We start from the raw sequence: 24,608 nt of genomic DNA on the forward strand, positions 1-24,608 counted from the left end.
CTGCTCGCGATAGCGGTCGAACATTCAGCATTGATGTCGACTGAAACACCGTCATCGCGAGCAGGCTCACTCCTACAGGTTTTGCATTTCAACAGCAGTCAGACGGCGGCGTTATAGAACTGCTCGCTACTCTTCTGCTCCACCAGCGCCTGCTCGATCGCCGCCTGGTGAACCTCATCGGAATGCTCTTCGCGAGCTTCCGGCTGGATACCGAGGCGTGCGAACAACTGCATGTCCTTGTCCGCCTGCGGATTGGCGGTGGTAAGCAGTTTGTCGCCGTAGAAAATCGAGTTGGCGCCGGCAAAAAAGGCCAGGGCCTGCATCTGCTCGTTCATTGCCTCGCGACCGGCCGACAGGCGCACGTGGGATTGCGGCATGAGAATGCGCGCGACGGCTAGCATGCGGATGAAATCGAACGGGTCGATGTCTTCGGCATTTTCCAGCGGCGTGCCGGCGACTTTAACCAGCATGTTGATCGGCACCGACTCCGGGTGCTCGGGCAGGTTGGCCAACTGGATCAGCAGATTGGCGCGATCGTCCAGCGATTCGCCCATGCCGAGAATGCCGCCGGAGCAGATTTTCATCCCCGACTCGCGCACGTAGGCCAGCGTTTGCAGGCGCTCGCTGTAAGTGCGGGTGGTGATGATGCTGCCGTAGAACTCCGGCGAGGTGTCGAGGTTGTGGTTGTAGTAATCGAGGCCGGCTTTGGCCAGCGCTTCGGTCTGCTCCTGATCGAGGCGCCCGAGGGTCATGCAGGTTTCCAGGCCGAGGGCCTTCACGCCTTCAACCATCTTCAACACATACGGCATGTCTTTGGCCGATGGATGTTTCCACGCTGCGCCCATGCAGAACCGCGTCGAACCAATGGCTTTGGCCCGGGCCGCCTCTTCGAGGACCTTCTGCACTTCCATCAGTTTTTCTTTTTCCAGACCGGTGTTGTAGTGCCCGGACTGCGGGCAGTACTTGCAGTCCTCCGGGCAGGCGCCGGTCTTGATCGACAGCAGTGTCGAGACCTGCACACGGTTGGCGTTGAAATGTGCGCGGTGCACCGTTTGCGCCTGGAACAGCAAGTCGTTGAATGGCTGTACGAAGAGTGCTTTGACTTCGGCCAGAGACCAATCGTGACGCAGGGTGGCGGCAGTGCTCGCGCTCATGGGCAATTCCTTGGTTATGCTTGGCTGGCGCCGGGGAAAACCGAATACCCACAGGCGCTACACGGATGTTCGGCATATTTAAGGAAGAGCGATGCGCTGTCAACCGCAATACCAAGGACAGGTTTACATCTGTTTAAAAAACGTACAGACCTGTTTGCTGTGCGATGAGCCCGTAGAAGCACAAATGCCAATGTGCGAGGCTTGCGAAACCGAGCTGCCCTGGCTCGGCAGCCAGTGCCAGAGCTGCGCTTTGCCATTGGCTGGAGATGGCCTGACCTGCGGTGATTGCGTGCTAGAGCCGCCGGCGTTCGAACAAGTCGCCGTGCCGTGGGTTTATGGCTTCCCGGTGGACAGCCTGATCACGCGCTTTAAACACAACGCGAAATGGCCGTTTGGCCACCTGCTCGCCGACGTTCTCGGCCAATACCTGCAACATCGTTTCGACGAGGATTTGCTCAGGCCTGATGTGCTGCTGCCGGTGCCGCTGGCGAATAAACGGCTGCGTCAACGGGGCTTCAATCAAGCGGCGATGCTCGCGCGCTGGTTGAGTGTTTCGCTGGACCTGCCGTGCGAAGAACAGGTGCTGCGGCGAGTCATCGACACCGATGCCCAGCAGGATCTCGACGCCAAGGCGCGTAAACGCAATCTGCGTAATGCCTTCGCGCTGGCGCCTGAGGCGCAGGTAAGCGGCCGCCATTTCGCGCTGGTTGACGATGTCCTGACCACCGGTGCCACCGCTCAGGCGCTGGCGCGGATGTTGATGAATGCAGGTGCGGCGCGGGTCGATGTGTACTGCCTGGCCCGTACGCCGAAGCCTGGAACCTGAGCCCAACACCATCCTTCTGTAGGAGTGAGCCTGCTCGCGATAGCGGTCGAACATTCAACATTGATGCTGGCTGGTCCACCGCTATCGCGAGCAGGCTCACTCCTACAGGTTGTGTGTTTGGCTTGACTCATGCGTTGCAAGTGGCCAACGTCCATTTCATCGCCCGAGCCAGAAGCGTTATGCCATGTCCCTGCCCTCCCTGCTCTCCCAACACATCGTTCGCCGTCCGCAACGCATCGCCCTGCTGCAACACATCGCCGAGCAGGGCTCGATCACCCGAGCGGCGAAGAGCGCAGGGCTCAGTTACAAGGCGGCGTGGGATGCGATCGATGAGCTGAACAATCTCGCGCAGAAACCCTTGGTCGAGCGCGTGGTAGGCGGCAAGGGTGGTGGTGGCGCCCGACTGTCCAGCGAGGGCGAACGGGTCCTGCGTCTGTATCAGAAATTGCAGGCCTTGCAGGCGCAGGTGCTGGAAGCGGCGGAAGACGTCAGCGATCTCGATCTGCTCGGCAGGCTGATGCTCAGGACCAGCGCGCGCAATCAGCTGCATGGCACCGTCATCGCAATTGAGGCGCAAGGTCGCAATGATTTGATCCGGCTGGAACTGGCCGAAGGTATTTGTCTGGAAGCGCAGATCACCCACGACAGCACCGTGCATCTGGAATTGCAGATCGGCAGCGAAGTGATGGCGCTGATCAAGGCTGGCTGGCTTGAATTGCTCGGCGACGATCAGTCGGCAACGCCCGGACACAATGTCCTGCGCGGCACCATCGAAGCGATCCTCGACGCCGAGGACGGTCCCAGCGAAGTACGGATTTCCCTGCCCAACGGCCACACCCTCTGCGCCTTGGCCGAGCCGTTGTACCTGCGCCGCCAGTGCCTGGGCGTCGGCGCTCCGGTGCAGGTGCAATGCGCGCCGTCCAACGTGCTGATCGGCACGCCGCTCTGATTCGCCTCTGCAACGAAAGCGTCATCGACCCGCATTAAGGTGTTGGCCATAAACCAAGCAGGGAGCCTGATGTGAGCCTATTAGAAGAAAACCAATCCACTGATCTGGAAAAAATGGTCGGCCTCAGCCGTCGCGGTTTCATCAGCGCCGGTGCGTTGTGCGGCGCGGCGATGTTCCTTGGCGGCAACCTGTTGACCCGCAGCGTCATGGCCGCCAGCGTCAGCGCCGGCAACAGCCGTCTGCTCGGTTTCGAGAGCATTCCGGCCGCGACCACCGACGCCATCAGCCTGCCCAAGGGTTACAAGTCCTCGGTGCTGATCAGTTGGGGCCAGCCGCTGCACAAGAATGGTCCGGCCTTCGATCCGAGCGGCAATGGCACCGCCGCCGCACAGGAAGTGCAGTTCGGCGACAACAACGACGGCATGAGCCTGTTCGCCTTCCCCGACGACAAGAATCGCGCGTTGATGGCGATCAACAACGAATACACCAACTACCGCTATCTGTATCCCCACGGCGGCATGCCGCAGTCGGCCGAAGACGTGCGCAAGGCGCTGGCCTGTGAAGGTGTGTCGGTGATCGAAGTGCAGCGCAGGAACGGCCAGTGGCAGTTCGTCCAGGGCTCGCGCTACAACCGGCGCATCCACGGTAACTCACCGCTGCGCATCAGTGGTCCGGCCCGCGGCCACGACTTGATGAAAACCGCCGCCGACAAGCACGGCAAGAAAGTTCTCGGCACGTTCCAGAACTGCGCCAACGGCAAGACGCCGTGGGGCACCTATCTGACCTGCGAGGAAAACTTCACCGACTGCTTCGGCAGCAGCAACGCCCAGCAACAGTTCGATGCCGCGCAGAAGCGCTACGGCGTCGTTGCCAGCAGCAAAGACATCAACTGGCACCCCCACGACCCGCGCTTCGACATGGCCAAGAACCCGAACGAACTCAACCGCCACGGCTGGGTGGTCGAGATCGATCCGTTCGACCCGCAATCGACCCCGGTCAAACGCACCGCGCTGGGCCGCTTCAAACATGAAAACGCCGCCCTGGCCGAGACCGATGACGGTCGCGCTGTGGTGTACATGGGCGACGACGAGCGTGGCGAGTTCATCTACAAATTCGTCAGCCGCGACCGCATCAACCACCGCAATCAGAAGGCCAACCGCAACATCCTCGACCACGGCACCTTGTACGTGGCGAAGTTCGATGCCGGTGACGGTAACCCTGACCACCCCAAAGGCCAGGGCCAGTGGATCGAACTGACCCACGGCAAGAACGGCATCGACGCCAGCAGCGGGTTTGCCGATCAGGCCGAAGTGCTGATCCACGCGCGCCTCGCCGCCAGCGTGGTTGGCGCAACACGCATGGACCGTCCGGAGTGGATCGTCGTCAGCCCCAAGGATGGCCAGGTTTATTGCACCCTGACCAACAACGCCAAGCGCGGCGAAGACGGGCAACCGGTGGGCGGGCCGAACCCGCGCGAGAAGAACGTCTATGGGCAGATTCTGCGCTGGCGCACCCACCGCGACGATCACGCCTCCAAGACGTTCGCCTGGGATCTGTTCGTGGTCGCCGGCAACCCGGGCGTGCATGCCGGAACCCCCAAGGGTGGCTCATCCAACATCACCCCGCAGAACATGTTCAACAGCCCCGACGGCCTGGGTTTCGACAAGGCCGGACGCCTGTGGATTCTCACCGACGGCGATTCGAGCAATGCCGGCGACTTCGCCGGGATGGGCAACAACCAAATGCTCTGCGCCGACCCTGCGACCGGTGAGATTCGCCGTTTCATGGTCGGGCCGGTGGGTTGCGAAGTGACCGGGATCAGCTTCTCGCCGGATCAGAAAACCCTGTTTGTCGGGATTCAGCATCCGGGCGAGAACGGCGGTTCGACCTTCCCGGAGCACCTGCCCAATGGCAAGCCGCGGTCTTCGGTGATGGCAATTACCCGCGAGGATGGCGGGATCGTCGGCGCCTGATAAACCGCTTTCGCGAGCAGGCTCGCTCCCACAGAGGATCGCATTTCAATGTGGGAGCGAGCCTGCTCGCGAATAGGCCAGACCAGACACCAACCACCTTCGCGCCGCCATCTGCGCTACCATGCCGAGCCGGACGCAGCAGCCTGCTGCGCGCAGGAGTCAGCATGGCCCACCCGTTTGAAACCCTCACCCCCGATCTTGTTCTGGATGCCGTTGAAAGCATCGGTTTCCTCAGTGACGCGCGCATTCTGGCGCTCAACAGCTACGAAAACCGTGTCTATCAGGTCGGTATCGAAGACTCCGAGCCGCTGATCGCCAAGTTCTACCGTCCGCAGCGCTGGACCAACGAGGCCATCCTCGAGGAACACCAGTTCACCTTCGAACTGGCCGACATCGACATCCCTGTGGTGGCGCCGCTGATCCATAACGGCGAAACCCTGCATGAGCACGCCGGTTTCCGCTTCACCCTGTTTCCGCGCCGGGGTGGGCGCGCGCCGGAGCCGGGCAACCTTGATCAGCTGTATCGCCTCGGCCAGTTGCTCGGGCGCATGCATGCGGTGGGCGGCACCAAACCGTTCAAGCACCGCGAAGCCCTCGCCGTGGAGAACTTCGGCCATGCTTCGCTGAACACCCTGCTCGAAGGCAACTTCATCCCCAAAAGTTTGCTGCCGGCGTACGAGTCGGTTGCCCGCGACCTGCTCAAACGCGTGGAAGATGTCTACGCCGCCACGCCGCATCAGAACATTCGCATGCACGGCGATTGTCACCCCGGCAACATGATGTGCCGCGACGAGATGTTCCACATCGTCGACCTCGACGACTGCCGCATGGGCCCGGCGGTGCAGGACATCTGGATGATGCTCGCCGGCGATCGCCAGGAGTGCCTGGGGCAGTTGTCGGAATTGATGGACGGCTACAACGAATTCCACGATTTCGACCCGCGCGAACTGGCACTGATCGAACCGCTGCGCGCCCTGCGCCTGATGCACTACAGCGCCTGGCTGGGCCGGCGCTGGGACGACCCGGCGTTCCCGCACAGCTTTCCGTGGTTTGGCACGGAGCGGTATTGGGGCGACCAGGTGCTGGCCTTGCGTGAACAGTTGTCGGCGCTCAATGAAGAGCCGCTGAAACTTTTCTGATTCACCCCGCCCCCTGTAGGAGTGAGCCTGCTCGCGATAGCGTCGGGTCAGCCAACATCAATGTTGAATGTCCGTTCGCTATCGCGAGCAGGCTCACTCCTACATTTGTCCGGTGTTCACAAATTCACAACTCACTTGCAGACAAATCTCCTTACAATCCCCTCTTTGTCAGTTGCCTGAGCAAGGATTCTGCATGCAAGCCGCCAACCCGCGTCGCGGGTACATTCTGGGCCTGAGCGCCTACATCATCTGGGGCCTGTTCCCGATCTATTTCAAAGCCATCGCCGAAGTCCCGGCCGTCGAGATCATCATCCATCGGGTGCTGTGGTCGGCGTTGTTCGGTGCGTTGCTGCTGATGGTGTGGAAACACCCGGGCTGGCTGCGCGAGCTGCTCGACAACCCCAAGCGCCTGGCCATTCTGGCCTTGAGCGGCACGCTGATCGCGGCCAACTGGCTGACCTACGTCTGGTCGGTGAACAACGGCCGCATGCTTGAGGCGAGTCTGGGTTACTACATCAATCCGCTGGTCAACGTGCTGCTGGGCATGGTGATTCTCGGTGAGCGGCTGCGGCGCATGCAGTGGGTCGCGGTCGGGCTGGCTGCCATCGGTGTTGCGCAGCAGGTATGGCAGGTGGGCAGTCTGCCGTGGGTGTCGCTGGCACTGGCGCTGACCTTCGGTTTTTACGGCTTGATCCGTAAACAGGCGCCGGTCAAGGCGTTGCCGGGGTTGGTCGTGGAAACCTGGATGCTGGTGCCGATCGCGATTGCCTGGTTGCTGTTCAACCAGACGGCGACTAGCGTGCAGCCTGCCTTCTGGACTACGTCCGAGGCGTGGTGGCTGGTGGCCGCCGGCCCGGTCACGCTGGTACCGCTGGTATGTTTCAACGCCGCCACCCGCCATCTGCCCTACACCACCATTGGCTTCCTGCAATACATCGCGCCGACCCTGGTGCTGCTGCAAGCTGTGCTGCTGTTTGGCGAGCATTTGTCGTCCAGCACGCTGGTCGCGTTCATGTTTATCTGGGCCGGTCTGGCGGTTTATAGCGTTGATGCGTGGATAAGTCTGCGCCGGCGCGCCTGATCAAAAAACGCACAAACCTCCACAGGCCACGGTTACCGTGGCCTGCATCGTTCCTTCCCAAGCTTATCCACAGCGTGATCCCCGCCGTTTGTGCGCAAGTCACTGAATGTTGGCGTTTTTTTGATCAACGGGCGCAAAGTCACGGCCGGCGTGGCGTGGCGGTCTGTCTCTACAGGTTATCCACAGGCAGGTGCACGTTAAACCTGAATAACCTTCGCAGCGCTTAAACCTCTGTGCGTAACACCAATTCGACCATCAGATCGTCAGCCAGGGTTTCCAGGCGCGCCTGCAACACATCCAGCGACAGGGTCAGCGGCACCGCCAGAATCGCCTCGGCGTGAAACAGCGGCTCGCTGCTCATTGGCGCCGGGCGCACCTCCGTCACCAGCCGTTCCAGATTCACGCCCTGCTCGCTCAACAGCCGGGTGATATCGCGGACAATACCCGGGCGATCATTACCGACCAGTTCCATGGCGATCGGTTTCCACGTGCAGGACTGCTCGACACCGCTTTCGGCAATCAACACACGAATGCCATGTGCCGACAACGCTTGCAAGGCATCGACCAATTCGTCGTAAGCCTCCGCCGGCACGCCCACGCGCAGGATCCCGGCGAACTGCCCGGCCATCCGTGACATACGGCTTTCCAGCCAGTTGCCGCCGTGCTCGGCGATGCATTGGGCGATGCGCTCGACCTGCCCGGGCTTGTCCGGAGCGAAAACGGTGAGTACGAGATGGTCCATGGCGCAGCCCTCTTGTCATGACTTTTGTTATCGAAGGGCAAGTATAGGCAAGAGGATTGGTTTGGATGGGCCAACCGCTGCACAGAATCTGTGGCGAGGCAGCCTGAGCAGCACTTATGTGTACAACTTTCGATATTTAGCTGGAACAATCCAATGCTTTTTTGAGAACATCCCGTTCCGCGACGTGACCGCAATGCGTCATGAGGTCGCAGAACGACGTAATTAGTCTGATTTTCACAAGCGCAACTCATCATGTAGTATGCCGCAGCGCGCACTACATAACGCTGGATCGATGTCTGCCCAAGGCCCTTCGCAACCCTGAAAGCCCCGTCAGCAAGGCCTCCAAGCCGTTGATTGGTCCTAGCCCAGCCGCCAGCAATGGCATGTACTGGTCGGCAGGTTTGTGGTTTAAATGGCCAGAAGCTTCATTGTTAAATTGACGAGCTGAAAAGCGAAATAGCTGAGCAGAGTGAGGCAAGCAATGACTGAACACGTTCAAGTCGGTGGCCTGCAGGTCGCCAAAGTCCTGTTCGACTTCGTGAACAACGAAGCCATTCCCGGTACCGGCCTCACCGCCGAACAATTCTGGGAAGGTGCCGACAAGGTCATTCACGACCTGGCGCCGAAGAACAAAGCCCTACTCGCCAAACGCGATGACTTCCAGGCGCGCATCGATGCCTGGCATCAGCAGCATGCCGGCCAGGCGCACGACGCCGTGGCCTACAAAGCTTTCCTGCAAGAGATCGGTTATCTGCTGCCAGAAGCGGCTGATTTCCAGGCCACGACGCAAAACGTCGATGATGAAATCGCCCGTACCGCCGGACCGCAACTGGTCGTGCCGGTGATGAATGCGCGCTTCGCCCTCAACGCCTCGAATGCCCGCTGGGGTTCGCTGTACGACGCCCTCTACGGCACCGACGCGATCAGCGAAGACGGCGGCGCGGAAAAAGGCAAAGGCTACAACAAGGTGCGTGGCGACAAAGTCATCGCCTTCGCCCGCGCCTTCCTCGACGAAGCCGCACCCCTGGCCGCTGGCTCCCACGTCGATTCGACTGGCTACAAGATCGCTGACGGCAAACTCGTCGTGACGCTGAAGGGCGGCAGCAACAGCGGCCTGCGCGATGATGCTCAACTGATCGGCTTCCAGGGCGACGCCAACGCGCCGATCGCGGTGCTGCTCAAGCACAACGGCCTGCATTTCGAAATCCAGATCGACGCCAGCACCCCGGTGGGCCAGACCGACGCCGCCGGCGTCAAAGACATCCTCATGGAAGCGGCGCTGACCACGATCATGGACTGCGAAGACTCCGTGGCCGCCGTTGATGCCGACGACAAAGTGGTGATCTACCGCAACTGGCTCGGCCTGATGAAGGGCGACCTGGCGGAAGAAGTCGCCAAGGGCGGCCAGACCTTCACCCGCACCATGAACCCGGATCGCACCTACACCGCGCCGAATGGCGGTGAAGTGACGCTGCACGGCCGTTCGCTGTTGTTCGTGCGCAACGTCGGTCACCTGATGACCATCGACGCGATCCTCGACAGTCAAGGCAACGAAGTACCGGAAGGTATCCTCGACGGTCTGGTGACTTGCCTGGCGGCGATGCACAACCTCAATGGCAACACTTCGCGGCGCAACACCCGCACCGGTTCGGTGTACATCGTCAAACCGAAGATGCACGGCCCGGAAGAAGCGGCGTTCACCAACGAGCTGTTCGGGCGTATCGAAGATGTCCTGCGCCTGCCGCGCAACACCCTGAAAGTCGGGATCATGGACGAGGAGCGCCGCACCACGGTCAACCTCAAGGCTTGCATCAAGGCCGCCAGCGAGCGCGTGGTGTTTATCAACACCGGTTTCCTCGACCGCACCGGCGACGAAATCCACACCTCCATGGAAGCCGGCCCGGTGGTGCGCAAGGCTGACATGAAGGCCGAGAAGTGGATCGGCGCCTACGAAAACTGGAACGTCGATATCGGTCTGAGCACCGGCCTGCAAGGTCGTGCGCAAATCGGTAAGGGCATGTGGGCGATGCCGGATCTGATGGCCGCGATGCTCGAACAGAAAATCGCTCACCCGCTGGCCGGCGCCAACACTGCCTGGGTGCCGTCGCCGACCGCCGCTGCGCTGCACGCGCTGCACTACCACAAGGTCGACGTGTTTGCGCGTCAGGCCGAACTGGCCAAACGTGCCCGCGCCTCGGTGGACGACATTCTGACCATCCCGCTGGCGGTCAACCCGAGCTGGACGCCGGAGCAGATCAAGAACGAACTGGACAACAACGCCCAGGGCATTCTCGGTTACGTGGTGCGCTGGATCGACCAGGGTGTCGGCTGTTCGAAAGTGCCGGACATCAACGACGTCGGCCTGATGGAAGACCGTGCAACGCTGCGTATCTCCAGCCAGCACATCGCCAACTGGCTGCGCCACGGTATCGTCACCCGAGAGCAAGTGATGGAAAGCCTCAAGCGGATGGCGCCGGTGGTCGACCGCCAGAACGCCAACGACCCGCTGTATCGCCCGCTGGCACCGGACTTCGACAGCAACATCGCCTTCCAGGCGGCGGTCGAACTGGTGATCGAAGGCACCAAACAGCCCAATGGCTACACCGAGCCGGTGCTGCACCGTCGTCGTCGCGAGTTCAAGGCCAGGAATGGTCTGTAACTTGGGTTGATGGTTGAAATGAAAAAGGCCCTGATCGAGAGATCAGGGCCTTTTTTGTTTATGTGCTCGGCGTCGGCTTGGCGTAGACGGCGAGATCGAAACCCTCACCCCAGCCCTCTCCCAGAGGGAGAGGGAGCCGACCGAGTCGTCTTGCGCCATGCATCGACCTGAAAGATCGATGTCGATTATGCATTCGGTTGTGGACGTTCAGGTCAATGAAAGCCTCGAATTCTCCACAATCGGTCCCCTCTCCCTCTGGGAGAGGGCCAGGGTGAGGGGCTTCTAGGGCTCAATGCCCAATTCGTGTTTGACCAGCCCAAGCAACTTCCCCGTATCAATCGGCTTGAGCAGAAAATCCACCACGCTCAGATGCATCGCCTCGATCGCGTCTTTCACGTCGGCATCGCCGGAGACAATGATGATCGGCATCGCCGCGCGCACCGATTCGCGCACTTGGCGGATCAGGTCGAGGCCATCGACATTGCCCATGCGCAGATCGGTAATCACCAGCCCGATCGAGGGCTTTTGCTCAAGCATTTTCAGCGCGGTCTCACCGCTGGCTGCGGTCATGCAATGAATGCCATCGAGCGCGAGGATCTCCGACAACAGCTCGCGGGCATCCTTGTCGTCGTCGACGATCAGGACACGCTGCGGCGGCAGATCGGGTTCGAGCATCACTGCGCTGAGCGCTTCACGCTCGGCGTCGCTCAAAATATCGTGGTCGGACATGGCGCTCTCTAAATGTTCAATCAATCCCTGGCAAGTCGTCAGACATCGCCGGACAGCGCTTCAATGTGCACTTCGTCGGATTTTTTTCCAAGGGGCTACGACGAGCTTTTCCGAGCTTTTGCGTAGGTTATTTCCGAAAATCGGCCGATGGTGGCAAAACCTAGACTTACGTCCAATGGGCACCCTGCCCGTCGGGGTCGACCATGGCCGCAACGATCCGACAACAACAATTCGAAAAAGACTGCGGTAATGGTTATGAGCAAAGCGGACGCCTTCACCCAGGCAGGGAAAACCGCGGTTTTGCAGAATATTCAGGGCACCCTGCAATTCCTTCAGCGCTTCCCGCCCTTCAATCAGATGGAACACGCCCACCTCGCCTATCTGGTGGAGCAATGTCAGCTGCGTTTTTTTGCCCAGGGCGAGAGCATCATCAAACCGGCCGACGGCCCGGTCGAACACTTTCATATCGTCAAACAGGGTCGGGTGGTCGGCGAACGCCAGCACATCACCAGGCCCGGCACAGAAACCACGTTCGAAATCACCACCGGCGAATGCTTTCCGCTGGCTGCGCTGCTCGGTGAGCGCGCCACCCGCACCGAACATCTGGCGGGCGAAGACACCTTTTGCCTGCAACTGAACAAACTGGCGTTCATCAAACTGTTCGCCCTCTCCAGCACCTTCCGCGACTTCGCCCTGCGCGGAGTCAGCAGCCTGCTCGATCAGGTCAACCAGCAAGTCCAGCAAAAAGCCGTGGAGACCCTCGGCACCCAGTACTCGCTGAACACCCGCCTCGGTGAACTGGCGATGCGTCATCCGGTGACCTGCAGCGCCGATACGCCACTGCGTGAAGCGGTGAAGCTGATGCACGAGCAACAGGTCGGCAGCATCGTCGCGGTGGATGAACAGAAGGTGCCGCTGGGGATTTTTACCCTGCGCGATTTGCGCCATGTGGTGGCCGAAGGTGTCGGCGATTTCAGCGACGCCATCGAACAGCACATGACCCGATCGCCGTTTTATCTGTCGCCGGATCACAGCGCATTCGATGCGGCGATCGCCATGACCGAGCGGCATATCGCGCATGTGTGTCTGGTCAAGGATCAGCGCCTGTGCGGGGTGGTTTCCGAGCGTGATCTGTTCTCCCTGCAACGGGTCGATCTGGTGCACCTTGCGCGAACCATCCGCAGTGCTCAGCGAGTCGAGCAACTGGTGACCCTGCGCGGCGAGATCGGTCAACTGGTCGAACGCATGCTCGCTCACGGCGCGTCGTCGACGCAGATCACCCACATCATTACGTTGCTCAACGATCACACGGTGTGCCGGGTCATCGAACTGACCCTGGCCGAGAAAGGCGACCCCGGCGTGCCGTTCAGTTGGCTGTGTTTCGGCAGCGAAGGCCGGCGCGAGCAGACGCTGCACACCGATCAGGACAACGGCATTCTCTTCGACGCTCGCGATGCGGCGCACGCGGCGGAAATTCGCGGCAAGCTGCTGCCGATCGCCCAGCAGATCAATCAGATCCTGGCGCAGTGTGGCTTCACTCTATGCAAGGGCAACATCATGGCCGGCAATCCCGAGCTGTGTCTGTCGCGGGCCGAGTGGGCGCGACGCTTTGCGGCGTTCATCCGCGAAGCCACGCCGGAGAATCTGCTCGGCTCGAGCATTTATTTCGACCTGCGGGTGGTCTGGGGCGATGAGCAAGGCTGCGAGCAATTGCGCCGGGGCATTCTCGATCAGGTCGGTGACAACCGTTTGTTCCAGCGCATGCTGGCCGAGAACGCGTTGCGTAATCGCCCTCCCGTTGGGCGTTTCCGGGAATTTGTGCTGGCACGCAAGAACGGCGAGAAGGCTACGCTGGATCTGAAAATCCAGGGCCTGACGCCATTCGTCGACGGCGCCCGTCTGCTGGCGCTGGCCAACGGCATCGACGCCAACAACACCCTCGAACGCTTCCGCCAATTGGTCGATAAACAAGTCATCGAACCGCTCGACGGCGCGGCGTATGAAGAGGCCTATCACTTCATTCAGCAAACGCGGATGCAGCAGCACCAGCTCCAGACCCGGGAGAACCAGCCGTACTCCAACCGCGTCGATCCCGACAGCCTCAATCACCTCGACCGACGCATCCTGCGCGAATCCCTGCGGCAGGCGCAGCGACTGCAAAGCAGCCTGACCTTGCGGTATCAGCTATGAGCCTGTTTTCCTGGCTGCGCCCGGCCAGTCCCGTAGTGCCGGCCGCGTTTGCGCAGCGACTGGCGCAATTGCCGAGCATCACCGAGCTGAGCGAATGCAGCCTGCGCGAGCAGCGCTGGGTGGTGCTGGACCTGGAAACCACCGGCCTCAACCTCAACAAGGACCGGGTGTTGTCGATCGGCGCCGTGGCAATCGAGGATGGCGCAATCGATTTCCGCCAGCAGTACGAAAGGACCCTGCAATGTCGGGAATTGAAGCTCAGCCCCAGCGTGCTGATTCATGGCCTCGGGCCAAATGCGATCGCCGCAGGCAGCGACCCGGCCGAAGCGTTGCTGGAGTTGCTGGAATTTGTCGGCGACAGCCCGGTGCTGGCGTTTCATGCGCCGTTCGATCAGCACATGCTCGGGCGTGCGCTCAAGGAGCATCTGGGGCACAAGCTGCAACATGTGTTTCTGGATGTGGCGGATCTCGCCCCGCTGCTGTGTCCGCAGGCGCAGATTCGCGAGGCGGGGCTGGATGAGTGGATCGAGTGGTTCCGGCTTGAAGTGTTCGAACGGCATAACGCGAGTGCGGATGCGCTGGCCACGGCGGAACTGGCATTGATTCTGTTCAGCAGGGCGCGGGCGCAGCAGATATACAGTCCATTGAATCTGCAACAGCGGTTGAGTCAGTGGAAGCGAAGGCAGCAGGCGCCTTCTTTTTAGAAGCACCCTCACCCCAGCCCTCTCCCAGAGGGAGAGGGAGCCGACCGAAGTGTCTCGGGCTTTTCATTTACCTAAGAAATCGAGTCGATTATGGATTCACTGAAGATCGCTCAGGTCGGTGTACCTCCAGAATATCCCCCAATCAGTCCCCTCTCCCTCCGGGAGAGGGCTAGGGTGAGGGTCTGCCCTTGATTCACCACCTGACCAGTGGCCAATTGCTAACCATTCCCACCTCTGCCAGAATCGCGAACTATTCTCGTTAGTTAACATTTCCCAATCGGTGATGTCCGGTGTCGTCAGTGCCCAACCCCCACAGTGAGCTCGTCGGTGCGATGTATCGCGACCATCGCGGTTGGCTGCTGGCGTGGTTGCGGCGCAATGTGGCGTGTCCGCAGCGCGCCGAAGACTTGAGTCAGGACACTTTTGTACGCCTGCTCAACCGCGGCGAATTACTGACGCCGCGCGAGCCGCGAGCGTTTCTGGTGGCGATCGCCAAAGGCCTGTTGTTCGACTACTTCCGCCGCGCCGCGCTGGAACAGGCCTATCTCACCGAACTGATGCTGATCCCCGAGGGCGAACAGCCATCGGTGGAAGAACAGCAAATGATCCTCGACGACCTCAAGGCCATCGATCGCCTGCTCGGCAAGCTGTCGACCAAGGCGCGCGCAGCGTTTCTGTATAACCGCCTCGACGGCCTCAGCCACGCCGAGATCGCAGGCAAACTCGGCGTCTCGGTGCCGCGCGTGCGGCAGTATCTGGCCCAAGGCCTGCGCCAGTGCTACATCGCTCTTTACGGTGAGCCGACATGACCGCGGCCAGTTCGCGCCCGGTGCCGGCCCATGTGCTGGACGCGGCGATTGCCTGGCAATTGACCCTCGATTCGAGCACCGCGCTGGAACGCGAGGAGTTCGCCAAATGGCACGCGGCCCATGAAGAACACGCCCGCGCCTGGCGCCAGTTGGGCATGCTCGATCAGCGTTTCAGCGTCGCCAAGGGCCCGGCGCGCAGTGCGTTGCTGCAATCGCGCGAAGGCATTCGCCGGCGCGTGCGCAAACTCGGCAGCGGGCTGGCCAGTGTCGTGGCGGTGATCGGTCTGGGTCTGTTCGTGAGTGAGCGCTATCTGCCGCTCGATTACTGGCTCGCCGATCAGCGCACCGCCACCGGCGAACAGCGCACCGTGCGCCTGTCCGACGGCACCCTGCTTAACCTCAATACTCACAGCGCGGTCGACGTACGCTTCGATGACCAGCGCCGTTTGATCGTGCTGCAGGAAGGCGAAATCCTCGTCGAAACCGGGCATGGCGATGCGCGGCCCTTTATCGTCGAAACCCGCGAAGGCAGCATGCGCGCGCTGGGCACGCGGTTTCTGGTCAAGCGCGAGGATGACGGCACGCGCCTGAGCGTATTGCAGTCGGCGGTCGCGGCCCATGCCCAGGCGAACCCGCAAGAACAGATTCTGCGCGAGGGCCAGCAGGTGCTGCTGCGCAGTGACGGGCTGAGCTCGATTGCCGCCCTCGCCCCCGGCGCCGATGCCTGGACGCGCGGCATGCTGGTGGTGGACAACGCGCGACTGGGCGATCTGGTGCATGAGCTGGGGCGCTACCGCCGCGGGCATCTCGGCGTGGCGCCGGAGGTGGCCGATCTGCGCATTACCGGCAGCTTTCCGTTGCACGACACCGACAAGGCGCTGAATGCATTGCTGCCGACCCTGCCGGTGCAGATCGAGCGGCATACGCCGTATTGGGTCACCGTGGCGAAGGCTGAGGTTAAACCTTAAAAATTCGCCGTCTGTGAAAGGGCTATCGCGAGCAGGCTCACTCCTACAATTGGAATGCGTTCCCTTGTAGGAGTGAGCCTGCTCGCGATGACGGCATCAGCCCCAACACCATTTCCAGCAAAAAAAGAATTTTCATCCCGCCCTATCACTTTTCGATTTTCATCCGGCACACAGGCAATTGAGAAATATTTCCATTCAGGAGCCGCCGTATGTCCCGTTCGCCAGACACCTTGTTGCGCCCCAGTCTGCTGGCTTTTGCCATCGCTTTCGGCACGCCGCTGATCAGCACTGCGTTGCTCGCCGCTGAGCAAACGTCCAGCGTGCGCGCCTACAACCTGCCGGCGGCGCCGCTGTCGACCACGCTGAACCAGATCGCCAGCCAGGGCGGCCTCGCCCTGTCGCTCGATCCGGCACTGGCAGCCGGCATGACCTCGGCGCCGGTCAACGGCCAGTACGACGCCGCCGGCGCCCTGCGCGCGGCTCTGCGCGGCAGCGGTCTGCAACTGGAGCAAAGCAGCGCCGGCACCTACACCCTGGTGGCAGTGCCTGAAGGCACGCTGGCCCTGCCGGAAACCTCGGTCATCGGCGTGGAAAATCTCGAAAGTGCCTGGGGCCCGGTCGAAGGCTACACCGCGACCCGCACCGCCGCCGGCACCAAGACCGACACCGCACTGGTCGAAGCACCGCGTTCGATCTCGGTGGCGACCCGTCAGCAGATGGACGATCGCAGCGTGCACAGCCTCGATGACGCGGTGCGCTACATGCCTGGCATCACCGCCAGCAGCTACGGCAGCGACACCCGCGCCGACTGGCTGCGCGTACGCGGCTTTGAACCGACCCAGTTCCTTGATGGCCTGCCGCTGCCAAAAGGCGTGTACGCCAACCCGAAACAGGAAACCTGGAACCTCGACCGCCTCGCCCTGCTTCGTGGCCCGGCCTCGTCGGTGTACGGCCAGACCCCGCCGGGCGGTTTGCTCGACATGGTCAGCCGCCGCCCGAGTGCCGAGGCCAGCAGTGAAGTCCAGCTGCAATACGGCAGCGACAACCATCGCCAGATCAACTTCGCCAGCACCGGCAAAATCGACGACGCCGGGCAGTTTCTCTACGGCCTCAGCGGCGTGGTGCGCGACAGCGGCACGCAGGTCGACCACGTCGACAACAAGCGCTACAACATTGCGCCGAGCCTGACCTGGAACATCGACGACGACACCCGATTCACCCTGCTGAGCCAGTTCACCCGTGACGACACGGGCATCACCAGCCAGTTTCTGCCGATCCAGGGCACGAAGATCAATTCGCCGTTCGGCGACATTTCCCATCACAAGAATCTCGGCGATCCGGATTGGGAATACTACGACCGCACCTACTATGCGCTGGGCTACGCCTTCGAACATCGGCTGAACGATGTCTGGCAGTTCAAGCAGAACCTGCGCTATACCAAGTCGGACCTGTCGTTCCAGTCGCTGACGCCCGGCTCCTACCCGTTCACCACCGTGGATGAACAGGGCAACGTCGGCCGCACCAGCACCAGCGTCGATGAAGACATCAGCCAGTTTGCCGTGGACAACAACTTCCAGGCCGACTTCGCCACCGGTGATATCCGCCACACCTTGCTGCTGGGTCTGGATCACCAGCGCAACAACACCAACTACACCTCGATTTTCGGTGATGGCCTGCCGACCAACGTGATTACGCCAATCTACGGCCAGCCGATCATACGTCCAGCGCGTTCCACCGCGTTTTACGATTACAACCAGAAGACCTACCAGACCGGCCTCTACGTGCAGGATCAGATGGCCCTAGATCAGTGGCGTCTGACTCTCGGCGGTCGTGAAGACTGGGTGCACACCAGCACCAAGTTCATCAACCAGAGCGATGCGACCAATACCCAGCGCGACAAAAAATTCAGCGGCAATGCGGCGCTCAGCTACGTCTTCGACAACGGCTTCGTGCCGTACCTGTCCTACGCCGAATCCTTCCAGCCGACCACGGGCGCCGATGTCACCTCAACCGGCTCGCTCAAGCCGACCGAAGGCAAGCAGTGGGAACTGGGCATCAAATACCAGCCGCCGGGCAGCAAGACCCTGCTGACCGCCGCCGTGTATGACCTGACCCAGAAGAATGTCGCGGTGAGCACCTTCGTCAACAACGTCTCGGTGACCAGTCAAACGGGTGAAGTGAAGGTCAAAGGTCTGGAACTCGAAGCCGTGTCAGATGTGACCGATAACCTCAAGGTCATCGCCGCCTACACCCTGGCCAAGTCCGAAGTGCAGAAAGGCGTCGACAAGGGCAACCGCCTGCAACTGATGCCCAACCAGCAAGCCTCGCTGTGGACCGACTACACCTGGCACAGCGGCGTGCTTGACGGTTTCGGTGTGGGTGCCGGCGTGCGTTACACCGGCAACACTTACGGCGACAAGGCCAACACCTGGCTGGGCAAGGCCGATGCCTATACCGTGTTCGACGCCAGCGTGCATTATGATCTGGGCCGTCTGGACAACAGCCTCAGAGGTGCGTCGCTGGCAGTGAACGCGACCAACCTGTTCGACAAGGACTACATTTCCACCTGCGACAGCTTCTACTGCTACTACGGCGACCAGCGCAGCGTCGTCGCCAGCGCCACTTACAAGTGGTAAGCCGGTGAGCTGAAACAGGCCCTGTTACCAGGCCGTCCGCACCGGGCGGCTTTGGTGTTTTTGAAGGTCATGCAATGAAAAGTAAAACCATCCGCCGCTGGTCGTTCATCCACACCTGGACCAGCCTGATCTGCACGGTGTTTCTACTGATGCTGGCACTGACCGGTCTGCCGCTGATTTTCAGCCACGAGATCGATCATCTGCTGGGCAACGCCCCGGAGCTGCGCGAGATGCCGGCCGACACGCCGCAACTCAACCTGCAGCAACTGGTCGACGCCGCGCAGAAACATCGCCCGGGCGAAGTCATGCAGTACTTCGGCTATGACGACGAAGAGCCGAACGCGGCGTTCGCGATCATGGCCAAGACCGCCGACACCGAGCCGAACGCTTCGCACACCTTCATGCTCGACGCACGCACTGGCGAAGCGCTGGAAACCCCGTCGGCCAACGGTGGTTTGATGCTGTTCATCCTGCGCCTGCACGTCGACATGTTTGCCGGGCTGCCGGGCAAGCTGCTGCTGGCGTTCATGGGGCTGCTGTTCGTCGTGGCCATCGTCTCCGGCACGGTGCTGTACCTGCCGTTCATGCGCCGCTTGAAGTTCGGCACCGTGCGCCAGGACAAGTCGACAAGACTGCGCTGGCTCGATCTGCACAATCTGATTGGCGTCGTGACCCTGACCTGGTGCCTGGTGGTGGGCGTGACGGGAGTGATCAGCGCCTGCGCCGATCTGCTGATTGCCGCGTGGCGCAACGACGCACTGACCACCCTGATCGCACCGTATCGCGACGCACCACCGCTGACGCAACTGGCCCCGGCCACCCGCTTGCTCGACATCGCCGAGCAAGTCGCCCCGGGGATGAAGCCGGATTTCATCGCCTTCCCCGGCACGCGCTTTTCCAGCGAGCATCATTACTCGGTGTTCATGAAGGGCGGCACGCACCTGACTTCGCACCTGCTGACACCGGTGCTGATCGACGCCACGACCTTGCAGGTCACCGCCGTGGCCGAACGGCCGTGGTACATGGACGCCATGGGCATGTCGCAGCCACTGCATTTTGGTGACTACGGCGGCATGCCGATGAAGATTCTCTGGGCGACGCTGGATGTGCTGACGATCATCGTTCTGGCCAGTGGTGTGTATCTGTGGGTGGTGCGGCGCAAGGCGACCAGGCCTGTGCTGGAAACGGCGGAGGCCTCGGCATGAAGCCGCGTCAGTCGAGTTTCTGGAAAGTCTTCAGCACGCCGATCGTCATCGCCCTGCTCAGTGCGGCAGGGCTGTTTGCGGCATTGCTGGGGGACGGGATCTGGGATGCGTTGAGCTGGGTCGGGCTTGGTGTGCCCGCGGTTTTGGCCATAAAGGGATTAATGCGGCGAAGCTGAAATCCTTGTAGGAGCTGCGGAACGCTGCGATCTTTTGCTTTCAAAAGCAGAATCAAGATCAAAAGATCGCAGCGTTCCGCAGCTCCTACGGCTAATCTCCTGCTCTTCGCCGACCACCGAGGTTCATCCATGTCCGCCCCCAGCATGACCCTGTACCACAACATCCTGTCGCCCTTCGTCCGCAAGGTCATGGTGCTGCTGCACGAAACCGGTCAGCAGGATCGTGTCGCGCTGCAGGACTGCGTGCTCAGCCCGGTCAGCCCGAACCCGGCGCTGATCGCCGACAACCCGTTGAGCAAGATCCCCGCCCTGCGCCTGGCCGACGGCAATGTCATCCATGACAGCCGCGTCATCCTTGAGTACCTCGACCAGCAGCATGTCGGCAATCCGCTGATCCCCCGCGAAGGCGCGGCGCGCTGGCGGCGGTTGACCCTGGCGTCGATGGCCGACGGGATCATGGATGCCTCGGTGATGGTGCGTTATGAAACCGTCCTGCGCCCGGTGGAAAAACACTGGGACGAATGGCTCGACGCCCAGCGCGACAAGATCCGCCGTGCCCTCGCCGTGCTGGAGAGCGAGGCGATTGCCGAGCTGACCAGCCATTTCGATGTTGCGGCGATCAGCGTGGCCTGCGCATTGGGCTATCTGGACCTGCGCTTCCCGGACATGGACTGGCGCGCGGCCAACCCGCAACTGGCCAACTGGTATTTCGAAGTGAGTCAGCGGCCGTCCATGCTGGCGACGATGCCCAAGCCTTAAAGCTGCGCTGCCTGTTCCGGCCTCTTCGCGAGCAGGCTCGCTCCCACAGGATGGATGCCATACCCGCATCCCTTGTGGAAGCGAGCCTGCTCGCGAATGCACCACCTCGGTTCTGGCGGCAGCGCTGCAAAAATCAGCGTCAGCAACACCGCTACTTCCCTGCGCTCAGCTCTCAACCCGCTCATCGCATCGCCTCCACATCAAACTCCAGCGGCTTGGCCGACTTCGCGCCAATCCCGTACCAGTCCAGTTTGCGCGTCAGCACCATGAACACCCCGAGCAGACCGAACAGCATCAGCGAGCCCATCAGCAGCGCGTAATCCTCGGCGCTGAGCAAGCCGTACAGCAGGCCATACAACGCCGCCAGCCCGGCCGAAAAACTCAATCCATGCCGCGCACTGCGCAACACGTGGCTGACATAGAAGCCGATCAACAACACGCAACCACTCGCCGACAACAGATACGCCAGAGCAAAACCGATGTGTTCCGACAGCGACAACAGCAGCAGGTAAAAGAACGCCAGCGCCACACCGACCAAGGCATATTGCACCGGGTGCACCGCCAGGCTCTTGAGCACTTCGAAGAGGAAGAAACCGGCGAAGGTCAGGACGATGAACAACAGCGCGTATTTGATCGCCCGATCGCTTTTGAGGTACTGATCCACCGGATCGATGAAACTGACGCCGAAGCTGCGTCCGTTGAGTGCGTCACAGTCGCCAGCGACACAACGCTCCATTGCCTCTTGCAGGTTGGTGGAGAAGAACGAGGTCTGCCAATCGGCGCTGAACCCCTGATCGTTGATCTCGCGCTTGGCCGGCAGGAAGTTGCCGACGAAGCTGGGGTGCGGCCAATTGGCAGCGAGGCTGACGCTGCTGGTCTTGCCCACCGGCACCACGCGCAGCGAACCGGTGCCTTGCAGGCGCAGGTCGAAGCCGAATGTCAGCTGCGTGGCTTTACTGGCGTCGAGGTCCGGGAGGGTCACATGCACGCCCTCACCAATCCAGGCCACTTCGCTGCCGGGCACGAAATCCAGCTGCTGACCGGCGAGCTCGAGTTTCAGCGCGTTTTCGATGCCGCGAATGTCGCTGATACCGACGGCGAGGAACGGTGCGTCGAATTGATAATCGGCAAAATTCTCCTTGATGCCCAACTGTGCCGGCAGGGAAAAATGCCCGTCGATACGGTTGTCGGCGTGGAACAGCCGCGCCTCGTAAATCCCACGTTTGCGCAGCTCGGTCTGCACCTGGCCGTCGAGTTCGAAGCGCTCCGGCAGAAAGTACAGACGCCCGCGCACCTCGCTGATGTCCTCGTAGCGCTTGTTGGTTTTTTCGTTGGTCTTCCAGGTGCGCACAATCTTGCGATAGGGCACCACCATCACCGGCCCGGTCAGTTGCTGGCTGTAACTGGAACTGCGGGCGATGTCTTCGAGCACACCGTCGCGCAGTTGCTGACGCTCATCGATGATGCCGTCGATCATCAGCAACGGGATCAGCAACAGCAGGATCAGCAAGGCAATCGCGCCGAGCTTGATGGTCAGATTCTTGTTCATGGGACTCTCCCTGTTTGGATGGGAGGAGTCTGGTGATGCGGTGTGGAGGGAATGTGTGGGGAATATGGAGATTGTGTGGAAACACATGCCCTGTGGCGAGGGAGCTTGCTCCCGCTCGGCGACGCAGTCGTCGCAACCGGTGTCGGTAATACACCGGAATAAACCGCGGTGTATGGATTGGGGGCTGCTTCGCAGCCCAGCGGGAGCAAGCTCCCTCGCCACATGGATCAGTTCAAGGCAGGCGCAACGCTACCTCAACGCCATTTTCGACATTGCCAATGCGCATCACCCCGCCATGCAACTTGACCACTTCCTCAACGAAGTTCAGCCCCAACCCGGTGCTCTTGCGCCCGCTGTCCGGGCGCGGCAGCGAGTAAAAACGCTCGGTCAATCGCGGCAAGGCGTAATCGGGAATCGCCGTGGTCTGGTTGAACAGGCGAAACTCGATCTGCTCGCCAACCCGATCGGCACTCAAGCGCAACAGGCCCTGCGTCGGGGTGAAATCCAGTGCGTTTTCCAGCAGGTTGCCCAAGGCCTGACGCAGCAGAAACGGCTCGCCAATCAGCAGCAGTTCCTCGCCGATCGTTTGCTCGATACGCAGGTGCTTGCCCTCGATTCGCGCCGCCTGCGCCCTGAGCAGTTCTGCGACCAACAGCGCCAGCGGCACTGCCACCCGTTCCTCCAGCCCTTGGCGCTGTTCGACCTGCGCCAGATTGAGCAGGCGCTCGATCAACTGCTGCATTCGCGCGCTTTCGCTGTCGATGTTGGCGACAAAACGCAAACGCTGGACGGGCGGCATATCACTTTGCAGCAACTCCGCCGCACCTCGAATCGCCGCCAGCGGACTTTTCAATTCATGGGTCAGGGTGTGCACATAGCGCTCGACGTAGGCCTTGCCTTCGAGCTGCGTGCGCATCTGCTCGACCGCCATCGCCAATTGTTCCAGTTCGCCGCCGCGATAGTGCGGCACTTCCACGCGTCGGCCTTCGCTGACCGCCTGGGCATAACCGGTCAACCGGTGCAGCGCACGACTCAGCCACCACGACAGCAACGCACCGAACAGCAGACCGAGGCCGATCAGCCCGGCGCCGTAAAACAGCAAGCGCCGCTCGGTGCGATCGACATAGGGCTGCAGCGAGCTGTTGGGCTTGGCCACGGTAACCACGCCGATGATCTTGCCGTTGTCACGGATCGGCGCGCCGACGTGCATCACCGAGGAATTCGCGTCGTCAGGATCGCTACGGCTGGAGCGCGCACCGTACTCGCCGCGCAGGGTCAGGTAGACGTCGTTCCAGCGCGAATAATCCTGGCCGACGGCGACGCCGCTGGAGTCGAGCACGACGATGCCTTTGGCGTCGGTAACGTAGATGCGATGGTTGACCTGATTCTTCGGCAAGCCCCAGATCGTCGCTTGCGGCTGCCGCTCGCCATAGGCGCGGAGCAGTTGCGGCCAGCGGTTCTCGCTGAGGGTGCCGGCCTTGAAATCGTCACGGAGGATTTCCGCCATCAGGTTGGCGGTATCCACCAGCGTCTCTTCGGTGGACTGACGCACGCCGGGGCGGATTTCTTCCATCACCGTGTTAAGGACGAAATAGCCGGTCAGGCCGACAAACAGCACGTACACCAGAAAGATCCGCAGGCCCAACGACATCAGCTGTGCACCGGGCTGTAGCTGTAACCGAGGCCGCGATGGGTCTGGATCGGCTCAGCCTCGGCACGTACCAGACGCAACTTGGCACGAACGCTTTTGATGTGGCTGTCGATGCTGCGCTCGTAACCGGCATCAGCGGCCACGCCCAGTGCATCGAGCAATTGCTCGCGGCTGAACACGCGTTCGGGTTGTTCGAGCAGGCATTGCAGCAGACGGAATTCATGGCGGGTCAGGCTCAGCGGCTGGCCGCGATAGCTGATCTGCACGCGTTCGGGATCGATGCGAAACAGCGTTGCGCCTGCTTCCGGGGTCGGGCGCGGCGCCATGCGCTTGAGGATGGCTTTGACCCGCGCCGCCACTTCACGCGGGCTGAACGGTTTGACGACGTAATCGTCGGCGCCGATCTCGAGGCCGACCACACGGTCGATCTCGGCATCGCGCGCGCTGAGAAACAGCACCGGCACTTCAGTGAAGCGCCGCAGCTGCTTGCAGGTTTCGAAGCCGCTGATGTCCGGCAGGCCGATATCGAGAATGATCAGGTCGGCCGGGGTCTGCCGCTGATGCTCCAGCGCCGCCGCGCCGAGGCTCAGCCACGTGGTGGTGAAGCCCTCGCCCTGCAAGGCAAAAATCAGCGTGTCGGCAATCGCCGCTTCGTCTTCGACAATCAGGATGTGCGGCATGGCGTCCGAGCCCGTGGCAGTTGGTGCGC

The 24,608-nt window shown here is 61.4% G+C and carries 20 protein-coding genes; 14 read left to right on the forward strand and 6 right to left on the reverse strand.

All coding sequences use genetic code 11. From position 1 onward, the window contains the following. Positions 1–98 precede the first annotated feature (98 nt). Entirely contained in the window at positions 99–1,154 is a 1,056-nt protein-coding gene (bioB, locus tag BLU71_RS19495) for a biotin synthase BioB (protein ID WP_042606670.1), read from the reverse strand. A 91-nt stretch (positions 1,155–1,245) separates the two neighbouring features. On the opposite strand from bioB, the gene BLU71_RS19500 reads away from it, so the two are divergent. From BLU71_RS19500 to rarD, 5 genes are all read left to right on the forward strand, one after another. Continuing rightward, positions 1,246–1,980, forward strand: a complete 735-nt coding sequence (locus BLU71_RS19500; protein WP_083353707.1) for a ComF family protein — start codon at positions 1,246–1,248, stop codon at positions 1,978–1,980. Positions 1,981–2,164: 184 nt separating this feature from the next. Further along, complete coding sequence (locus BLU71_RS19505) at positions 2,165–2,929, forward strand: TOBE domain-containing protein (RefSeq protein ID WP_064365292.1); 765 nt, start codon at positions 2,165–2,167, stop codon at positions 2,927–2,929. Positions 2,930–3,000: 71 nt separating this feature from the next. Further along, complete coding sequence (locus BLU71_RS19510; protein WP_042606667.1) at positions 3,001–4,902, forward strand: PhoX family protein; 1,902 nt, start codon at positions 3,001–3,003, stop codon at positions 4,900–4,902. 164 nt (positions 4,903–5,066) lie between these two features. Beyond that, entirely contained in the window at positions 5,067–6,041 is a 975-nt protein-coding gene (locus BLU71_RS19515) for a serine/threonine protein kinase (RefSeq protein ID WP_083353708.1), read from the forward strand. 193 nt (positions 6,042–6,234) lie between these two features. Then, a complete protein-coding gene (rarD, locus tag BLU71_RS19520; RefSeq protein WP_041476730.1) occupies positions 6,235–7,122 on the forward strand; it encodes an EamA family transporter RarD in 888 nt (295 codons plus the stop codon). A gap of 223 nt (positions 7,123–7,345) precedes the next feature. Here the strand turns inward: rarD and BLU71_RS19525 are convergent, their stop codons facing one another. Continuing rightward, positions 7,346–7,864, reverse strand: coding sequence for a glycine cleavage system protein R (locus tag BLU71_RS19525; RefSeq protein ID WP_016772854.1), 519 nt, complete (start codon positions 7,862–7,864; stop codon positions 7,346–7,348). 481 nt (positions 7,865–8,345) lie between these two features. Here BLU71_RS19525 and BLU71_RS19530 point away from each other — a divergent pair, with 481 nt between their 5' ends. Further along, positions 8,346–10,523: a malate synthase G gene (locus BLU71_RS19530; RefSeq protein ID WP_083353709.1), complete on the forward strand. Its 2,178-nt coding sequence runs from the start codon at positions 8,346–8,348 to the stop codon at positions 10,521–10,523. Positions 10,524–10,805: 282 nt separating this feature from the next. Here the strand turns inward: BLU71_RS19530 and BLU71_RS19535 are convergent, their stop codons facing one another. Continuing rightward, positions 10,806–11,252 (reverse strand): response regulator, encoded by a 447-nt coding sequence (locus BLU71_RS19535; RefSeq protein ID WP_064365296.1) that lies wholly within the window; start codon positions 11,250–11,252, stop codon positions 10,806–10,808. A gap of 255 nt (positions 11,253–11,507) precedes the next feature. Here BLU71_RS19535 and BLU71_RS19540 point away from each other — a divergent pair, with 255 nt between their 5' ends. From BLU71_RS19540 to BLU71_RS19575, 8 genes are all read left to right on the forward strand, one after another. Further along, entirely contained in the window at positions 11,508–13,442 is a 1,935-nt protein-coding gene (locus BLU71_RS19540; protein ID WP_317615022.1) for a putative nucleotidyltransferase substrate binding domain-containing protein, read from the forward strand. Further along, on the forward strand, positions 13,439–14,146 hold the full coding sequence (locus BLU71_RS19545; RefSeq protein ID WP_083353710.1) for a PolC-type DNA polymerase III: 708 nt from the start codon (positions 13,439–13,441) through the stop codon (positions 14,144–14,146). Before BLU71_RS19540 ends, BLU71_RS19545 begins: the two co-directional genes overlap by 4 nt. A 332-nt stretch (positions 14,147–14,478) precedes the next feature. Continuing rightward, entirely contained in the window at positions 14,479–14,955 is a 477-nt protein-coding gene (locus BLU71_RS19550) for an RNA polymerase sigma factor (RefSeq protein ID WP_231982541.1), read from the forward strand. Beyond that, positions 14,952–15,923 carry a FecR domain-containing protein gene (locus BLU71_RS19555; RefSeq protein WP_064365300.1) on the forward strand — a complete coding sequence of 324 codons (972 nt, stop codon included), beginning with the start codon at positions 14,952–14,954 and terminating at the stop codon, positions 15,921–15,923. The genes BLU71_RS19550 and BLU71_RS19555 overlap by 4 nt, the downstream gene beginning before the upstream one ends. Before the next feature lie 209 nt (positions 15,924–16,132). Next, entirely contained in the window at positions 16,133–18,559 is a 2,427-nt protein-coding gene (locus tag BLU71_RS19560) for a TonB-dependent siderophore receptor (RefSeq protein ID WP_083353711.1), read from the forward strand. A 74-nt stretch (positions 18,560–18,633) separates the two neighbouring features. Continuing rightward, positions 18,634–19,764 carry a PepSY-associated TM helix domain-containing protein gene (locus tag BLU71_RS19565; protein WP_065616530.1) on the forward strand — a complete coding sequence of 377 codons (1,131 nt, stop codon included), beginning with the start codon at positions 18,634–18,636 and terminating at the stop codon, positions 19,762–19,764. Continuing rightward, positions 19,761–19,940: a hypothetical protein gene (locus tag BLU71_RS19570; RefSeq protein ID WP_080902439.1), complete on the forward strand. Its 180-nt coding sequence runs from the start codon at positions 19,761–19,763 to the stop codon at positions 19,938–19,940. Before BLU71_RS19565 ends, BLU71_RS19570 begins: the two co-directional genes overlap by 4 nt. A gap of 129 nt (positions 19,941–20,069) precedes the next feature. Beyond that, positions 20,070–20,699, forward strand: a complete 630-nt coding sequence (locus tag BLU71_RS19575) for a glutathione S-transferase (protein ID WP_083353712.1) — start codon at positions 20,070–20,072, stop codon at positions 20,697–20,699. A 181-nt stretch (positions 20,700–20,880) separates the two neighbouring features. Here the strand turns inward: BLU71_RS19575 and creD are convergent, their stop codons facing one another. The 3 genes from creD to creB all read right to left on the reverse strand — a co-directional run bounded on the left by creD (position 20,881) and on the right by creB (position 24,579). Beyond that, complete coding sequence (gene creD, locus BLU71_RS19585) at positions 20,881–22,248, reverse strand: cell envelope integrity protein CreD (protein ID WP_083353714.1); 1,368 nt, start codon at positions 22,246–22,248, stop codon at positions 20,881–20,883. A 232-nt stretch (positions 22,249–22,480) separates the two neighbouring features. Next, positions 22,481–23,899, reverse strand: a complete 1,419-nt coding sequence (gene creC, locus BLU71_RS19590; protein WP_083353715.1) for a two-component system sensor histidine kinase CreC — start codon at positions 23,897–23,899, stop codon at positions 22,481–22,483. Beyond that, a complete protein-coding gene (gene creB / locus BLU71_RS19595) occupies positions 23,899–24,579 on the reverse strand; it encodes a two-component system response regulator CreB (protein WP_064365307.1) in 681 nt (226 codons plus the stop codon). The genes creC and creB overlap by 1 nt, the downstream gene beginning before the upstream one ends. Positions 24,580–24,608: the final 29 nt, after the last annotated feature.

It is taken from the genome of Pseudomonas moraviensis (assembly GCF_900105805.1).
Taxonomy (GTDB): Bacteria; Pseudomonadota; Gammaproteobacteria; order Pseudomonadales; family Pseudomonadaceae; genus Aquipseudomonas; species Aquipseudomonas moraviensis_A.

Excerpts from the sequence above, each read along its gene's own strand:
- creB (WP_064365307.1), bottom strand. The coding sequence starts at position 24,579 with ATGCCGCACATCCTGATTGTCGAAGACGAAGCGGCGATTGCCGACACG.
- BLU71_RS19530 (WP_083353709.1), top strand. The coding sequence starts at position 8,346 with ATGACTGAACACGTTCAAGTCGGTGGCCTGCAGGTCGCCAAAGTCCTG.
- BLU71_RS19540 (WP_317615022.1), top strand. The coding sequence starts at position 11,508 with ATGAGCAAAGCGGACGCCTTCACCCAGGCAGGGAAAACCGCGGTTTTG.
- BLU71_RS19515 (WP_083353708.1), top strand. The coding sequence starts at position 5,067 with ATGGCCCACCCGTTTGAAACCCTCACCCCCGATCTTGTTCTGGATGCC.
- bioB (WP_042606670.1), bottom strand. The coding sequence starts at position 1,154 with ATGAGCGCGAGCACTGCCGCCACCCTGCGTCACGATTGGTCTCTGGCC.
- BLU71_RS19550 (WP_231982541.1), top strand. The coding sequence starts at position 14,479 with ATGTATCGCGACCATCGCGGTTGGCTGCTGGCGTGGTTGCGGCGCAAT.
- creD (WP_083353714.1), bottom strand. The coding sequence starts at position 22,248 with ATGAACAAGAATCTGACCATCAAGCTCGGCGCGATTGCCTTGCTGATC.
- BLU71_RS19505 (WP_064365292.1), top strand. The coding sequence starts at position 2,165 with ATGTCCCTGCCCTCCCTGCTCTCCCAACACATCGTTCGCCGTCCGCAA.
- creC (WP_083353715.1), bottom strand. The coding sequence starts at position 23,899 with ATGTCGTTGGGCCTGCGGATCTTTCTGGTGTACGTGCTGTTTGTCGGC.
- BLU71_RS19575 (WP_083353712.1), top strand. The coding sequence starts at position 20,070 with ATGTCCGCCCCCAGCATGACCCTGTACCACAACATCCTGTCGCCCTTC.
- BLU71_RS19545 (WP_083353710.1), top strand. The coding sequence starts at position 13,439 with ATGAGCCTGTTTTCCTGGCTGCGCCCGGCCAGTCCCGTAGTGCCGGCC.
- BLU71_RS19565 (WP_065616530.1), top strand. The coding sequence starts at position 18,634 with ATGAAAAGTAAAACCATCCGCCGCTGGTCGTTCATCCACACCTGGACC.
- BLU71_RS19525 (WP_016772854.1), bottom strand. The coding sequence starts at position 7,864 with ATGGACCATCTCGTACTCACCGTTTTCGCTCCGGACAAGCCCGGGCAG.
- BLU71_RS19570 (WP_080902439.1), top strand. The coding sequence starts at position 19,761 with ATGAAGCCGCGTCAGTCGAGTTTCTGGAAAGTCTTCAGCACGCCGATC.
- rarD (WP_041476730.1), top strand. The coding sequence starts at position 6,235 with ATGCAAGCCGCCAACCCGCGTCGCGGGTACATTCTGGGCCTGAGCGCC.
- BLU71_RS19560 (WP_083353711.1), top strand. The coding sequence starts at position 16,133 with ATGTCCCGTTCGCCAGACACCTTGTTGCGCCCCAGTCTGCTGGCTTTT.
- BLU71_RS19535 (WP_064365296.1), bottom strand. The coding sequence starts at position 11,252 with ATGTCCGACCACGATATTTTGAGCGACGCCGAGCGTGAAGCGCTCAGC.
- BLU71_RS19500 (WP_083353707.1), top strand. The coding sequence starts at position 1,246 with ATGCGCTGTCAACCGCAATACCAAGGACAGGTTTACATCTGTTTAAAA.
- BLU71_RS19555 (WP_064365300.1), top strand. The coding sequence starts at position 14,952 with ATGACCGCGGCCAGTTCGCGCCCGGTGCCGGCCCATGTGCTGGACGCG.